The sequence below is a fragment of the Paracerasibacillus soli genome (assembly GCF_042432965.1).
Lineage (GTDB): Bacteria > Bacillota > Bacilli > Bacillales > Amphibacillaceae > Paracerasibacillus > Paracerasibacillus soli.
The window spans coordinates 13,391-30,183 of sequence record NZ_JBHLWL010000022.1 but is presented as its reverse complement, the minus strand read 5'-3'; the positions used below and the strand labels follow the sequence as shown (position 1 = coordinate 30,183).

At 33.8% G+C, this 16,793-nt stretch carries 13 protein-coding genes; 2 read left to right on the top strand and 11 right to left on the bottom strand.

Features of this window, described 5'->3' with window-relative positions:
• Positions 1–11: 11 nt before the first annotated feature.
• The 4 genes from ACFFIS_RS06805 to ACFFIS_RS06790 all read right to left on the bottom strand — a co-directional run bounded on the left by ACFFIS_RS06805 (position 12) and on the right by ACFFIS_RS06790 (position 7,249).
• Positions 12–1,808 (bottom strand): GmrSD restriction endonuclease domain-containing protein, encoded by a 1,797-nt coding sequence (locus ACFFIS_RS06805; protein ID WP_390186736.1) that lies wholly within the window; start codon positions 1,806–1,808, stop codon positions 12–14.
• Positions 1,809–2,045: 237 nt separating this feature from the next.
• Complete coding sequence (locus ACFFIS_RS06800; RefSeq protein WP_390186734.1) at positions 2,046–3,920, bottom strand: hypothetical protein; 1,875 nt, start codon at positions 3,918–3,920, stop codon at positions 2,046–2,048.
• Positions 3,904–5,907: an McrB family protein gene (locus ACFFIS_RS06795; RefSeq protein WP_390186732.1), complete on the bottom strand. Its 2,004-nt coding sequence runs from the start codon at positions 5,905–5,907 to the stop codon at positions 3,904–3,906. Before ACFFIS_RS06795 ends, ACFFIS_RS06800 begins: the two co-directional genes overlap by 17 nt.
• Positions 5,885–7,249 carry a hypothetical protein gene (locus ACFFIS_RS06790; RefSeq protein WP_320378453.1) on the bottom strand — a complete coding sequence of 455 codons (1,365 nt, stop codon included), beginning with the start codon at positions 7,247–7,249 and terminating at the stop codon, positions 5,885–5,887. Before ACFFIS_RS06790 ends, ACFFIS_RS06795 begins: the two co-directional genes overlap by 23 nt.
• 757 nt (positions 7,250–8,006) lie before the next feature.
• On the opposite strand from ACFFIS_RS06790, the gene ACFFIS_RS06785 reads away from it, so the two are divergent.
• Positions 8,007–8,189: a hypothetical protein gene (locus ACFFIS_RS06785; protein ID WP_320378452.1), complete on the top strand. Its 183-nt coding sequence runs from the start codon at positions 8,007–8,009 to the stop codon at positions 8,187–8,189.
• Between the two features lie 207 nt (positions 8,190–8,396).
• Here ACFFIS_RS06785 and ACFFIS_RS06780 read toward each other — a convergent pair whose 3' ends face one another.
• Positions 8,397–9,515 carry a DUF4145 domain-containing protein gene (locus ACFFIS_RS06780; RefSeq protein WP_390186728.1) on the bottom strand — a complete coding sequence of 373 codons (1,119 nt, stop codon included), beginning with the start codon at positions 9,513–9,515 and terminating at the stop codon, positions 8,397–8,399.
• A gap of 315 nt (positions 9,516–9,830) precedes the next feature.
• Here ACFFIS_RS06780 and ACFFIS_RS06775 point away from each other — a divergent pair, with 315 nt between their 5' ends.
• Positions 9,831–10,220 carry a hypothetical protein gene (locus ACFFIS_RS06775; protein WP_320378449.1) on the top strand — a complete coding sequence of 130 codons (390 nt, stop codon included), beginning with the start codon at positions 9,831–9,833 and terminating at the stop codon, positions 10,218–10,220.
• On the opposite strand, the gene ACFFIS_RS06770 is transcribed toward ACFFIS_RS06775, so the two are convergent.
• From ACFFIS_RS06770 to ACFFIS_RS06745, 6 genes are all read right to left on the bottom strand, one after another.
• Positions 10,217–10,498, bottom strand: a complete 282-nt coding sequence (locus tag ACFFIS_RS06770; protein WP_320378448.1) for a BRCT domain-containing protein — start codon at positions 10,496–10,498, stop codon at positions 10,217–10,219. The two genes, ACFFIS_RS06775 and ACFFIS_RS06770, sit on opposite strands and share 4 nt — an antisense overlap.
• Positions 10,499–10,715: 217 nt before the next feature.
• A complete protein-coding gene (gene lepB, locus ACFFIS_RS06765; RefSeq protein WP_320378447.1) occupies positions 10,716–11,267 on the bottom strand; it encodes a signal peptidase I in 552 nt (183 codons plus the stop codon).
• A gap of 504 nt (positions 11,268–11,771) precedes the next feature.
• Positions 11,772–12,371, bottom strand: coding sequence for a response regulator (locus tag ACFFIS_RS06760; RefSeq protein ID WP_390186725.1), 600 nt, complete (start codon positions 12,369–12,371; stop codon positions 11,772–11,774).
• Positions 12,368–13,531, bottom strand: a complete 1,164-nt coding sequence (locus ACFFIS_RS06755; RefSeq protein ID WP_390186723.1) for a histidine kinase — start codon at positions 13,529–13,531, stop codon at positions 12,368–12,370. The genes ACFFIS_RS06760 and ACFFIS_RS06755 overlap by 4 nt, the downstream gene beginning before the upstream one ends.
• 144 nt (positions 13,532–13,675) lie before the next feature.
• On the bottom strand, positions 13,676–14,719 hold the full coding sequence (desA, locus tag ACFFIS_RS06750) for a Delta(5) desaturase DesA (protein WP_320378446.1): 1,044 nt from the start codon (positions 14,717–14,719) through the stop codon (positions 13,676–13,678).
• Positions 14,720–14,999: 280 nt separating this feature from the next.
• Positions 15,000–16,601, bottom strand: coding sequence for a long-chain fatty acid--CoA ligase (locus ACFFIS_RS06745; protein ID WP_390186720.1), 1,602 nt, complete (start codon positions 16,599–16,601; stop codon positions 15,000–15,002).
• Positions 16,602–16,793 lie beyond the last annotated feature (192 nt).

Here is a 16,793-nt window from a genome sequence, read left to right as displayed (position 1 = left end):
CTTAAGAATTCCTATAATCTGCTATAGTAATTACGAATCTTCTTGGCCATAAGAGTTCTTCTCACATCCAAAAACTTTTGATAATTATCTGCGGCTACTTCAAATATGGATTGTGGAATACAATTCATTTTGAGATTCTGCTGTAGGTCCTCCCATTTATCAATTTCACCTATCTTAATTTGTTCCCCCTTAATTTGAGATTTAACCTTTTCCATATATTCTTTCGGAGATTGTGCTTTCACGGCTAAATTTACAACCTGTTCTGTGTAAGCATAGTTTGCTATTTGGTTATATTGTCTCCTGTTATTGTAACCACTAGTTTGCAAATACTTTTTGGGAAAAACGTGATGAACGTCCCCTCTTTCCTCAATTAGCTGCTGCACTGTAATTGATTTTGAAAGAAAAGCATTATCTTTATCATAAATCTGGGACATAACAAACAAATTGAAATAAGGGCTACTTGTCACCGATGTTTCTAAATTAGCAGGTAGAATATTCTCCCAATAAGCATCAGACAACTCACCTGCTTCCATTTTCTCAACATATTCCATGGGATTCTCATGTGCTTCAAAACGTTTTATATCAAAATCAAACATAGACTCTGGAGACCCTGAGTATCTTTCCGTTAATATTGAAGCTACAAGCCATTTTCTGACTACCTGATTTATAATAGAATCCTGCACATTTTTTTCTCGTAATAATAAATATAATGCGTAAGCAAAGTTTAAAGCATTCTGCGATCGAACTAGTTTAGCATTAATAACCCCTGCCGATTTTAAAATCATAATAAATCGTTTAAAGTTAGTTTCATTGATAAACTTTAATACACCATCATGCAAACTTTTGAAAGAGTCCTCAATTATTTCCTCTTTATACTCTCTTGTTTCAAAATCTCTTCCTGACAATAGGCTGACTAAATTCGATAACCTTCCACGGAGAAATTTAAATGAAAACGCTACACGTAATAAATCAGAGTAACTTGGTTCATAAATATTGGTATTATAATCCTTTAACCACTTAATTTTCTTGAAATCATCAGTTTCGGCAAAATCCTTGTCGTTTTGAATAATATTGTCATAAACTGAAGGACTTTTAATTAAATGGCAAAAGTAATCCACTGTCTTACGTATGAGAGGGCCACCATATACGTCATTGACAGAAATCTTAGACATAGCAAAATCTGCTTGGCTTAAGTTAACTCCGGCAGAATTTATCCGAATAAATATCTCCGTTACAACTTCAATATCCAAAGTGTGCGCTAACTCAATAACACCTATGGAACTATATCTGATACTTGTTAACTGTTGAAGTACCTCGTTTAACTTATTGTTAGTAATTTCCGGATTTTGTTGACAATATTGATTGATAAATCCAAAAGTATCAAATCCTTGTTCAAATACCTTAGAAATATCTGGTATCCATTTTTTATCCTTTAAGATAGCTGGATTTTGTACTTCAAAGGTTTCTTCAATTGGGTTAAACGCAATATTGATTTTTCTTTTACTATAATCTTTTGTAACTATTTCCTCACCTGTAATTGCAGCCATTATCGCGGTCACACGTTGCTGACCATCTATCAAAATTCTTTTGCCATGTGAAATGGTTCCATCTTTAAGACGTGCATCAGGGTTTTGCCATGTAATTATATAGCCAACAGGATAATCATTATACAGAGAATCTAGTAAGTCCCTGACTTTGGAAGGTTTCCAAACAAATGGTCGCTGTATTTCGGGTATTGCTACTAAATCTTGCTCTATCCAGCTTATTAAAGCATTTATGTTTGTATTGTTAACTTGATAATTAGACAATAGATTCACCATCCAAAATTACTAATTATATATTTTCGACTGAGTAAGTTAAGGATTAGGTTCAACATCTCTCAATCTTGGAACAAGGACTTCGGCTTCTCACCCTAATCTCCCTCCTGTAAAATTACCTTCTCACACAAGTAAAGGCCATATTTTTAAAACAGGATACCTTACAAAAATGGAGTTCAGTTACAGCATTTTGTACTTTTTAAAAATTTATAGCCTCATTTAACTAATCTAGTTACCTATAATCCAGTATTTGAGCATTTTTATTAATTCTTTCTTTCCCACTATATCATAATTATCATCTGAATCTGCATTTGGATAAAACTGAAGGAAAATCCCATGCTCGCTATTAAATTTAATTGATCGGTTATTTGTTCCAGGATAGATACAAATTACCTTGTGAATAGCTTTATGTTCATAATGTCCTTCCTTATATACATATTTAATTCTCCAATACTCCGACAGTTGTTCCAATGCACGTGTTCTACCCTGTTTGGAGTATATATTATAAAAAGGACTATATTTAACTTCAATGATAAAAGAAGAGGTATATTTCCAGCCTTGCTCTTCCATCTCATACAGGTCTATTCGAATATCAGGTTTACGGTTTATACCAGCACTATAAAAATGTTTGTCCTTGTCTAAAGCAATATCCGAATCATGTTCAATCAATTCATCATACGTAATGTCTACTCTTAAATGATCCTTAGATAGCGTTACTTTCGTACCATCTTTTAAGCCATATTCAAAAAATGATTGTGTTAATTGGTTCCATAAAGAATCATTATAAGCCTTAAATTCTAGCGTCTCTAACGCATGGATTGCACCAAAATAGACGTAGTACTCGTACAACTCATATGTCGGCTTATACACAGGGAGCGAAACGATTCTACTCCCGTCTTCAACAGATATTTCGTTAGATTCTATCCATAATTTATTAAAAATTTGATACCCAACATGTTTACCCAATACAATCAAATGAGGCATTTTATCACTTATTTTAGACCAAAAAGTATTATTCATCACATTATTTAAAGTTGCTCTACTTTTTATCAATTTATGAAGTTCATTAGTAGCCCGAACGAACTTATCCTCAAGCTTTTTAAATTCTAGCTTTTTTACTTTTAATGCATTACCAATTCTACTTTTCTCCCTGTCCGTAATAAAACGATTTTCTAAAAGTTGTTTATGGGTATACTCTAATTCCCTTATATCACGTTCTGACTGTTTCTTTTCTCTTTCATACTCTTGACCTATTTTAGTAACTAATTTCAATATCACTTTTAACTTGTTTGACAATAGAAAAACACGATATTTCACAACCCTATTAGAATGCGTATCCCATTGTAAAAATAGATTCTTATTTAAAAACTTCATCTCCCTTACTACTTGTCCCTTAGCTGAATTTTGCCATTTGACGATTCTTTCATCTACTTGCTTTGGCTGTTTATCTATTACATATCTTTTTGATAGCTCATTTTGGGTATTCTTTTCAATCATCTGTAGTGCATGATGCAACATTCTTTCGTTTTCAAAATACCATCGAATATATTGCCAATAACTACTTTCTTCAATATCTGATAAATTTCCATACATTTGTTTTTTACTAACATAATCAATTGTAAGTCCTTCTAGTTCCTTATTTATTAACTCGTGTATTTTAGCAAATTGTTTACTATCTACATTTTTTGGAACAATTTTAAATCCACCATAATAACATTTACCTTTATAGATTACCTCAAAGTGATAGGTTCCACATCGCCATGGATACAGTTCATTACGTAAAGGAAATAAACGTTTTTCAAGATGATTCTTGTCAAATTTACATGCAAATGCAGTTTCATCTTCTTCATCTACTTTAACAGTCCCCCAGACAACGTCTACCTGTTCGGTCATATCTCCGTCAATTTTCATCATTAAATTTTTTAATTCTTGGATTTCATACATAAATTGTGGTATTCGGTAAATAGATGTTGTTAGATTAGTAATTTCAATTTCTTTTTCATTATATCCTTCTCCTACAATAAGACTTAATTGAAACGGCAAAGTTATCCCACTATCCACCCTAGTAGTATACGAATCTTGAAATTTAATTTGCATAACCATATAACATCAACTCTTTTGCTTTACTATTTAATAATTGTAAGGATCGTTCAAATGATGATACTTTTTGTGATGCTTCCGATTGAAATAATTCACTGATAGAACCCGGTTTATATTCCCCATTTCTATATATACCAACAAGTGGTTCAACATAGGACTCTAACCCCTTTATTTTTGTTAACACTCTTTGGGCTACTTGCATATCAAAAGCTTGTGAGCGATTTATCAACGGCTCCCCTTTTCTATTTACTGGTATACTTGCTAAAAATTTCGATATTCCTATTGCCACTCTGAAGGAAACCCCTTTTTGTTTATTGTTGTGATGAATTAGCTGATGTAATTCATCAAGAATATTAATTTCTTCATTTGAAAGTACTGTCAAATAATGTTTATCATCTTGCATTAATTCATTTCTATAGGTACGAGCATCAAATTTAAAAGTCTTTAATTTATCCGATTCATGTTTCTCTATATTGATAATGTTTGCCGCCTCGGCAAAACTTAATTTAAATGGTGTAATAACATTTGTCCTGTCTAATAACCGATCAGAAAAGTCCTTCGTTGTTTCATCAAAATTTACTGTCCCTACAAATATAATATTATTACCTATTTTAACTTTTGATTTATATTTATTATTCACACAGTAACTATTATCATTAAATAACGGTAAATATCTGTTTTCCTCTTCTATTTCTAACAATGAAATAAATGGGCTGAACCAGTGTTCTACCTGGGAAAGGTTCATTTCATCAAAAATTATCATATATATCTCATCTTGATTTTTCTCAGCATCTAAGAGCAAGCTTACTAATCCTGTTTCACTTTCATAGTACACGCCATTAGTTGGATTTAAATAACCCAATACGTCATTTGGCTCATGGTATGATGGCGAGACAGGAATCATTAGTAATTGACGACCGAATTCTAACCCCATTGTTTCTCCATATAGTTTTGCCAATTGGGACTTTCCAGTTCCAGACATCCCACCAATTATACTTAATAAATTTGTTTTTACACTAGTATGAAAGGAGTATAATTCTTCTTTATTAAAATACAATCCACGAAATGCTGCATTTTCTAGTAAATATTCCAAAAATTTATTTTCGGATTTAGAGTATTTGTTATAAAACTTTCCATGTTGGGTATTCTTTTTAGGAATTACACCCTTACTATCCGTATCTCCCCCATTGTTTTCCACTTTTTTCATAATACTTTCTGCTTCTAACTTTATTCCATAAGAATTAAAGGTATCTTTTATATCTAATATCTTATCTGCCTGTATAAAAAACAATCGATCATCAATTCTCATATCAACATAATTCAAAAAAATACCTTCCACTGTGGATTGATATTTAACCTCTTTCATTTCCTGTTGTAAATATGTGGTTGTATTATTTGTAGCATTTAAAAAGACTTCGTACAATGTTCCTTGACAGTAAATAAATTCAGGTAGGTCAAATAAATTCGGATAGTGTCTCAGAGTAAATGGTTTATACTCACTAACTAACTTTAATTCAAAATCGGCCTTATTTTCATCTAGTTTAAGTTCTGGACCTGGAATCATAAAATACTTATCTGCTGGTTCGATATCCTCTATTTGTAATAATTCAACATACAGCATTTCGTTAGCGACACTTAATGTAAATGCTATTAATTTATCATCTAGAAAATCCCTAACCTTATCTTGGACTTCAAAATGATATAGCGTATCATAATTCATCCATGCACTTAACTTTCGAAAGTTATTTTTACTTCTAGTACTACCAGTAATTATCTTATTTTGGTACGAAAAAAGTCTTGATATTTCATCTGGTATAGGCGATAAACATTTTATATGAAATTGAACATGTTCATAAATGCCATCTATGGAATAGACAGAACCAGGTATTGGGGTTCCTGTGATATCATCTTCATTTACTAATCTTCCTACAAAAATTGCATCAGTTAGTTTACTTACAATTTCAGGATTAATCCGTTGTTTTAACTTCATATCGTAATTCCCCCTCCAAATAATAGACAATACTCCTTATATTTTTATTTACACCACCACTGACTATGCGATAAATAATTCCCTTTTGTTGAAATTGTTCTTCTAATTTAAACGAATCTCTTATCATAATTCCATCAAGGTTCAAAAAGCAAATTTTACTTTGTATCCTTGGGGTTATGTTATTTTTTAAGTCAGCGGTATCTTTAAAATAAATTATTTGTTCCTGTGTAAAATAATGTAAAAGCGAATCATCTCTTACCTTTGTAAAAAGGCAAATATTTTCACTTTCAAATAGCTTTTTATAAATTCTATCCTTTGCACTTGTCACCATATTTAATTGATTTTTCAGTTCCTTGATATTCGATTGTTTCTTATGCATAAGTTCTATATATTTTTCTCTTTCCAATCTTACCTCCCTAATTGTTCTTTGTGACTGTTCAATTTCCTTTCGTAAACTATTATTGTTATCTACTAATTCATTCTTCTCTTCCTCCAATTTTTTTATTTTTTCTTCTTTTTTATGGGTTTCTTTTACTGTTTTCACCAATCTATTATTTACTTTATTTACCTCAAGCTGAAAATCCTTTTTCAATACACCAACGCTATCAAAAAACTCTGTCTGACGGCGATTTATAATGTTAATAAGATCAAATATTACAAGACTCTTTAAACTGCCAAGTTCCTCTACATTCCAACCCTTTAATTCATCTAAAAACTGATAAAATGCTTTTAAATAATATCCTTCAATTGGTTTAGGTAAGGCTTCGTTTTCTAACACTTCTTTTAATGTTTGATTTGGTTTCTTTTTCATCTTTACCGAATCTTCGTAGAATGAATCAAATATTTTATCAATTTTACTTTTAATTTCTTTTTGATAGATGGTTGAATGGGCCTTTAATTTATCAGAAAGTGTAACGTTTACAAGATTTTGAAAAGGTGGTAATCCAGCTATTATATTTTGTCTGATTTCCTCCTTTTTACGCATATATTCTTCGAAATGAATAATGAAAAACAATGTAAACTTCTGGCCATTTGAAACATTTTCATCCATTTCAATCTGTGTGAAAAACTCCGCCTTCGATAATTCCTTATATTTTTCAAGTAAACCCTTAACATATATTCCTAGGAAGTGTATTGCATCATTTACCTTCCATAATCTTTTTTTTGCAGTACCTTTAACCAATGGCAAAGGTGCCTTCAATACATTTCTAGTGAAACCAGGTATCTTTCCATTTGTATAAAAAATTATTTTGATATAACCTTCTTTTTCTAGGCATCCGAAAAGATAATTGGCAAGAAAGTCATTCGCTTCTTTTTTATCTATCTTTTCCATAAGCTCCAATACATATCAACCTCCAAACATTTTGAATTGATTAAGGATTATAACCCACATATCATTTTACAATAATTCTGACATCTCCGAAAGCATTTTGACACCTATACAAATTGTAGTTAATATGTTTAACACGCTTGACCAAACAGGTTACCATACACTCCTTTAAATATAACGGTTCAAAAAGATTGTAAAACATGACACATCTGACTTCATGTCAATTACTTAAATTTACTCATGTAGTTTTTACATTTCCAAAGGTTACGACTTACTGTTTCTATGTGACTATGAACTAAAACCAAGGGCTCTAAATGTACTATTGATTCATGGTTGGGAAAAAGAATTGGGGATTACTTTATTGATTAGTTAGAGATATGTGAAGTAGGTTTGGTCGGAATTGTAGCAAATACGGGAATTACGGAATAAATCTACAATAATCTATTGATCCCGTCAGCTATATCAGGAGAAATATTTCAACCAAAAAGTACTTATAAATTTAGGACTCGCTCATACTCATCTGTCTTAACAGATGACGTAGAAAGAGCAACAGTTATTTTACTTTGATTTGGGAAAATTGCCGATAAATGAAATGCGTGACCTTATATATTGAAGTGAGCGAGTTTTTACCGTCTTGCAGTAATTTGAATCATTGTATAATAGCTATTGTATATAATGGGGGTGGAAAATAATGGAGTAAAACTACTTAAAAGAAATTTTAAACGCATTAAATATGCATAGTAAACTAGTACAGGGTGAATTTCGTAAAATGGATGCAAAAATCAACAATATAGAAGTTAACTTGGATGCACAAATCAATAATTTAGAAGGAAAAATGAATTCGAGTTTCAACAATCTAGAAGAGAGAAGGAGTTCTAGAATCAACGACTTAGAAAGTAATATAGATATAAGAGTTATTAATCTAGAAGGCGAAATGAATAAGCACCATTGATTGACTTGACGCAAAATTTCCTGGTATGCGTATTGAACTTTCCGAGTCACAGGGAACAATTAATTATGTAGCAACTAAACAATTACAACATGACAATAAACTCCGTAATATGTATGAACAGCAAATCAACTATTTTTCCCATAGGAACGGGGTTGCCCCTGTTAAATGGACAACCCCTTCGCCGATTCTCAGCGTGTTTCAAAGGCACTACTTCCCCCTCAACTGCCCAAACAACTTCTCCAATGTCCCAATCCCTACATTCTTATATTTCGCAAGGACAACCAACTCCTGTGGCAACTGCCCCACATACTCAATGCCGATTTCATTCAATTGTCTAATTAAACTTGGTATGCCAGTAAATTCCTCCGTGCTAAGGGGAACTTGTGACAATCTTTCCGTTACCACAATGTAATCATCCTTGTAAAAGAAAAATAATTCACCAGGTCGTTCAAGTAAAATTTCCCGACGTTTTTTCTCCTCCTCAATAAACACCTTTAACTCGGAAAAGAAGTTTTGATCATTTGTCTCATTGTATCGTTTTACATATTTGTGCAATCCTACTAGATTTTCTGGTAACTCACTCATAATACGGGCTTGCTGTTCCCCACCTAGTCGGATTAGGAACCGCTCTGACTTTTCAAATCGTTGAGGGAGCAAAAATGCATCGCGTAGAAAATATGGTATTTCTAGTTTATCATTCTCATAATAAATTGTACGAATTGTTGTCATACCAGGCATTTCTACCGCAACATCATCTGTTTCCACCGCTTCTATTGTTGCAGCGACTTCCCTTTGTTCAGGCACCTCTGACTGGAAATTTTCCAATGAGGTTGTTAATAGCTTTTCCATGTTTTCCAAACGTACTTGTAACTCCGCCATATCATAGGCTTCGTTTTGACTTGGTTCTGGATCACGGTATGCTGGTACTTTTAGATCAATTGGGCCATACACTTCGACATACCATTTTACAATCATATGTAATGCTTCCCATGACAGCAGCGCTTCCGAATAACGAAATTGACGTACATCATGTGCCGCTTTATTTCCAGTCATTCTTATTTGGTGAAAAGCATTCCGAACATCATCACTTATTAATTCTTGGTTATCTAGCATATCAAGTTTTTCAGCCAAAGAGGTGAACGTTTCAAATGGTAATTTTTCTATTACTAATACCTTCTCAACAATAGCCTCAATAAATGTACGCGCATGTGTCAGCATCGTCCGTGGGCTTGTGAAAATACTATTTTCAAGTTCCCTAGCAACGTATGCTAATTCCTTTGACAACGGTTCTAGAAATTTATAAAAATATGTTTGTTGTTGTGACATGGTGCATCCTCCTGCATCTGTTCAAAAAAGATAAAATAAAGTATATAGTTCTATTTTACTAGAATTACTTATTTTATAAAGGATAAGACAATAATTCAATTAGGTAATGGTTGGAATTTCAGTTTATCCTTCAATATGGAAGATTGTTTGAGCATGGCTGGTACATCATATTTTGCATTCTCGCAATTTAATGCAATTTGAACAACCATATCACACACCATTTTTAATTTTATAGAAAATCCAGGAAAGATTTGGTAATATAATTAATGGTCAATTATCTTATATAAATTTAATATAAATGAAAGGTGCAATAGAATGCTTAATGGTATTATACAAGTATTAATGTATATTGGCTTTTTTATTGGTGGATTAGTTATAATCGGAATAATTTATGTTTTAGTAGAAGGTATTAAAAAGTTGTTTCCAAATCATGAAGAAAAGGAAGACTCCATATTAATGACAGGGATGTTTTTTACTCCCATTATTATCATTGGGATCATTGGTGTTACTATTTTGTTTAGTGTCATTTTTGATGGTAGTAGTGTGGATCAAGAATATGATAGCTATGAAACTTATGATGAATACGGGGATGATTCTCCTGGAATACATTACGGTGAACCATATCCTAGATCAGATGGGACACCAGTAAAAGGCCACTATCGTTCAAATCCGGATGGAAGTCCTTATAACAATTTAAATCCTTAATTACATACGTAATGGGAGCTGGCCGATACCGTTCTGACTATTGTTTCGGTCAGCTTAATTTGTAACCATTTATTGCAATAAAAAACTTTTCTTTCATTTATAATTTCAATCTCATAACCTTGCTCAATAGATTCCCCAACTTTTACTTCTTCTGCAATCTCACCTCTTTTATCAACTAATGATATATCTTGTTTAGCAACAATAAGGAAACCAGTCTTTCTAACTACTGTACTTCTTATTTTAGCTCCAATGCTAACAATTTTTGCATAGTCCCTCACAGTACATTGCTTCTAATTCACCAGTAAAATCCCTACTACCTAAAATAAAACACCATTACAATCTAATAGATTATCCTGGTACATTTTCGTGTTATTTTATTACAAAAAAATAACTCAGTTCATTAGGAACCGAGCCATAAGCCAAAGATTATATTTATTTATTACTTTTTTCTTTTACTACAAACGTAGTGTTAGCCAATATCATAAGGTCGATTTGTTACTTCCCAAGTATTTTCATATCTTTAAAAGGATAGTAAACAATTCGTGTTGTTCCTACTACTTTTTCCATTGGGATTGCTCCAATGTGTCTACTATCTTCACTACCTCTTCTATTATCTCCCAAAACAAATAGATGGCCTTCTGGGACTACTTCACTTCCAACTGGAGTCTGTTCTAATGTAAATGAATGAGTTAATGGTTTATCGATTACCTTTTGTTTAAATTCATCCAAATACGGTTCTTCGTAGGGTTCTCCATTTATGTATAAAATATCATCCTTATACTCAACACGGTCACCTGGTAGTCCAATTACACGTTTAACATAATCCTTTTTATCCGTTGCATGAAATACAATAATATCAAATCTTTTCGGTTCACCTATTTTAGATACAATTATACGCTCTTCTTCATGTAAAGTTGGCTCCATAGAATAACCATTCACTATTACTGGCGTAAAGAAAAATGTACGAATAATAAAAGTTAATATAATTGCAATGAAAAGTGCCTTGATCCATTCCGAAATATGTCCTTTATTTTTTACAGTTGCCATTTACTTTCATCCCCTCACAATTCAATATGACTTTCCTTCGATTACATCCGACCATTCGTACATAAATTTATTCGTAAACTAAAAGAGGTTTCTTCATGGAAACAACAATATTCTCCACACAATAAACAATTCCGCTCATGTAACAATACCTCTTTCACACATTCTAATCTAATTCTAACACAAATATTCTGAATCGACTATAAAATAAAAAGAATAAGGATTCCAATACTTCATTTAGCATATTACCTTTTGAAAAACAAAGAGCTAGTTGTCAATTAAACAATTGCTCTCCGCAATGTACTACTCCCGCAACATTTCTTATGTAATGACTGCTTAGCTTTCAATCCATGATCCCGCTAATGGTATTTCCTTATCCTTCTATAAGATTTCCGAATAGTTTTAATACAAAACACCCGTTTAAAATATCGAAACTACTGAGAAGGTAAAAAAGCAGTTCGGATTTAATATTATGAATCTGAACTATCACCAAAGCAGCTATACACGCTATCTAAACCAACCTTTCTCTTTAAATCGGGAGATTGCTTCAATTCGATTACTCACTTCTAATTTATCGAGAATGACAGAAACATAATTACGTACGGTTCCATTTGTGATGAAAAGTTGATTGGCTATTTCCTTTGTGTTTTTTCCTTCTGCAATTAATTTAATAACCTGTTCTTCACGTTCAGTTAATGGATTTTCATCATTGTATGCTAAGTCTACTAATTCCGGGGCGTACACGCGGCGACCATCCATAATTACGCGAATAGAGTTAGCTAGTTCTTCACTCGGACTATCCTTTAACAAATAGCCACTCACATTTGCTTTTCGTGCGCGCTCGAAATATCCCGCACGGGCAAAGGTCGTTAAAATGATAATCTTACACGGATGATCCTTCAATTCCTCGGCAGCATCTAAGCCACTTTTTATCGGCATCTCAATATCCATCACACAAACATCTGGATTGTGTTGCTTCACGAGGGCCAATGATTCTTCTCCGTTTTTAGCTTTTCCAACTACTTTCATATCCGGTTCTAAGTCGAGCAGTGAACCGAGTGCGCCAAGTAACAGTCCTTGATCTTCAGCAATTACAATACGAATCACCTTTTTACCTCCCTTACTGATGGGGCTTGCCCTGTTAAGGGTGGATTCCCCTTTAATACATTCGGTACTTGAATACGAAGTGTCGTTCCTTTTTCAACATCAATTTTCAATTTCCCATTAACAAATTCTAATCTTTCTTTAATTCCACGGATACCATTTCCCGAAAATAAATTAATTTTTTCTGATGTCCCTTTTCCGTTATCACAAACGTTCAGCATGATTTTATCTGGTATTTGTTTGATCACCACTCGACACACGGTCGCATTACTATGCTTCACAATATTCGTTACCGCTTCTTTCAAACACATACTTAGCACATTTTCTACCATTGGCGTAGTGTCACTTAAGTTTGGATTACCAATCAATTGAAAGTCCATCTCAGCAGCTCTAATCACTTGACGAACACGAACGATTTCATCTGCCAATTTCGCACTCCGCATATCTGACACCATATCCCGTACTTCTTTTAAAGCAGTTCTTGCAGTTTGATGAATATCTTGAATTTCATTTTTAGCCGCATCCACATTTCTTTCCAATAATTTTCCGGCCAAGTCGCTTTTTAATCCAATGAGTGATAGTTTCTGTCCTAACGTATCATGTAGATCCCTAGCAATCCGCTCCCGCTCTTCAATCACTATTAATTGTGAAATCTTTTTATTTGCATTCTCCAATTGATTTTCTAATTGCTCGCGTTTATTCCGATCATGTAAATTAACTGGAATGAGAATAACGCCAATTACAGTTATCATAATAAATGGTAACTGTGTGACAAAAATCTCGCTTTGAATAAAGAAGCCTGCAGTTACTGCGGCAATAGTTGTCACCAGATGAACAATATATATCGTGATAAAGCCACTCCTATGTTGGATATTCCCGATAAAAAAGGCTAAAAACAACGAAAAATAAACGTAACCGAAGTACAGGGTCATCCCGATGCTTATTGCCATCTCTATGCCTACGGATACGTACACCGTCCATCCTCTTTTAATAAAAGAAAGTCGGTAAGTCACAAAAAATAGCACAATCATCATCATTCCAAACACAACTTCTAATGGCGATGATGATCGGAAGATAAAATAAAAAGGAAGGATACAAAATATAATCCAGGCATACAAGCTTAATCCTGTATTTTTTGGAAATATATGATACCAATTCCGCAATTGAAAACCTCCCTTTTTCTTTATGTTTTGTTTAAGTATACGTAGATTGATAAGTATTTGCCAGAATTTCGTAATACTCCCAAGTTTGAAAAAAGGCAAAACACGATGTTTTGCCTTCCGTACCCTTTTGCCAAGGGATTTTTATTATTTTTGAATGCTCGTTGATTTTAAGTTTATGGATGTTTTCCTTTTCTTCATGAGTTCCTTCACTTCTTTAAAACTGATAAAGTTTTTGTTATCTTCATCATATAATCGAAATCGAATTGACTTTAAACTGGAGGCTAACGTAATCGTTGTAGCCTTTTGTAACGGTGGTGTCGATTCATGGGCTTTTTCCAAATTATAGTTTGGAACACGTGGCGCTAAATGATGCACATGATGAAAACCTATATTTCCTGTCAACCATTGTATGATTTTAGGTAGCTTATAATAAGAACTACCATCAACAGCAGCCTTCACGTAATCCCATTCCGATTCATTTTCAAAATAGGAATCTTCGAATTGATGCTGAACGTAAAATAACCAAATACCTAATGAACCAGATATAAAGAGGATTGGTACTTGCACAATTAAAAATGCTTGCCAACCAATTGCCCAAATGAGTAACGCATAAATAACGATAATAGAAAGATTGATAAGATACGTGTTTAATCGTTCCTTCCTTCTTGCTCCTTTTCGATTAAACCGATTCGAGATTAAAAATAAATACAATGGACCAAAACCAAACATGATAATCGGATTGCGGTAAAGCCGGTAAGCAATTTTAAGCCAAAATGATGCGCCAATATACTCCTCTACCGTCATGACCCACACATCTCCTGTACCGCGTTTATCCAAATTACTACTTGTCGCGTGATGGATTGCGTGATTTCGCTTCCATTTTTCAAATGCAAATAAAGTAATGATGCCGGTTATTGTACCTACAATTCGATTTGCTTTACCATTATTAAAAAAAGACATATGTGTACAGTCGTGGAAGATAATAAAAATGCGAATGACAAATCCTGATGCCACGACAGCGAGTGCTAACGTTAACCATATGGACACAGCTAGGCTTTGATAAGCCAGATACCATAACACGAAAAATGGCAGCATTGTGTTGATAAGCTGAATAATACTAGCTTTTGTATTTGATTTTGCATACGGCATAACACTTTTTCGTAATTGCGCTTGTTTTTGTCTACTCATCGTTTCCTCCCAAAAATAAGATAGTGTTCAGTAGGGATAATAAGACAGTTTCACTTTCATGCGTATCATATATATAACACCGCATTTCAATGTGTCATTATTACCGGACTAGTTGAACTATCTCTATCATAGGAAGTTTTCTTTCACATTTGTAGACACAAACGTCAAGGTTTAGGTATGACAAATGTCATGTATATGGATCCATTTCCACATACATAGTAGTCAAGCATCTTATGCCAATGAAATCAAGGTAAAAATAGGAAAGCAACGTTGCCTCTCGTTAGTTATTTTCCCTAACCTTATCTCTTAATGCTCGCTTTAAAAACTTTCCAACCGAGGTTTTTGGGATTTCATCCATAAAGATTACTTTATCCGGCAACCACCATTTCGCAAATTGAGGCTTTAAAAAAGCTAGTACTTCTTCTTCGCTCAAAGTTTTCCCTTCCTTTAAAACAACACATGCTACTGGACGTTCTTGCCATTTTGGATCTGGTATGGAGACTATTGCTGCTTCAAAAATAGCTTCATGCGCCATTAATGCATTTTCTAAATCAACAGAGGAAATCCATTCTCCACCACTTTTAATTAAATCTTTTGTTCTATCTATCATGTTAATATTTCCTTCTTCATCGATAGTGACGACATCTCCAGTATATAACCATCCATCTTGGAATGCTTCTTTACTTCGTTCGTCTCGATAATATTCATCTGCAATCCATGGACCTCTAACTAGTAACTCTCCCATTTCCTTCCCATCTGGTTTTACTTCACCATTTTCATTAATTACTTTCACTTCCAAGCCTGGTACAACTAAACCTTGCGTAGCACGAATATTTAATCTATCTTCTTCTGGTAAATTAGTTTGATAACTTTTCAGTCGTGCGAGGGTCACTAATGGTGTTGTTTCCGTCATACCATAAGCATGTATAAACGGAATGCCGAAGTCTGATTCAAATGCGCGAATCATTCCTTTCGGTGCTGCAGATCCACCACATAAAATGGCACGTAAACTTTTCATGTTATAGTTTCCTTTTTCTAGTTCGTGTAATAAACCTAGCCAAATTGTAGGAACACCTGCAGTTATTGTTACTTGATATGTTTCAATAAGTTCGGCAATGACTTTTGGTGTCATCATAGGCCCAGGTAGGACTTGTGTAGTTCCTAGCCAAGTTGCAGCAAAAGGTACTCCCCAAGCATTCACGTGAAACATTGGTACGACAGGCATGGCAATATCTGATTCCGAAAGTGCTGCTGAGTCTGCCATACTTAAAGCCATACTATGAAGGACAATGCCTCGATGAGAGTAAACGACTCCTTTCGGTTTACCAGTCGTCGCTGATGTGTAGCACATGCCTGCAGCGTCTTCCTCAACAATATCTGTTGCAAATTGAAAGTTTTCATCTCCTTCTGCCAATAAGGCTTCGTAAGAATATAGCGGTTGAAGACTGGAGTCAGGAACTTCAGCTTCATCGGACATCACAATAAAAGCTTTCACTGTTGTCAATTCATCCTTGATATTTTCTATCAGTGGCAATAAATCTATATCAATAAGTAAAACCTCATCTTCGGCATGATTGATAATGTAGCGCAAGTGTTCAGCAGATAAACGAATATTAATCGTATGCAAAACAGCACCCATTGCGGGAATTGCAAAATAAGCTTCTAAGTGGCGATGGTGATTCCAAGCAAGTGTGCCTACCCGGTCCCCCTTTTTGACTCCTAATTTTTCTAGCGCACTTGCAAGCGATCTAGTTCGTTTTCCAATTTCTTGATAGGTAAAATGGTGGACACCACGATGTGTTCTAGAAATTACTTCTTTTTTTGAAAAGTATTTTTCAGCACGTTCAATCATCGAAACAATTGTTAACTGCGTGTTCATCATTTTTAACCATCCCCTTTATGGTTATATTAATTGCTTGATTAACCGTGAAACTTCCATGTGAATTTTTCACACTTTCGCCCTACTAAGGTGAACGAAATAAATCGTGTTTTTGCTAGTTGGCGCTATTATGAAAAACAAATTGTAATAAATAGCATCACATCCCCTTTTAATCGTCAATTACAGATCCATTTT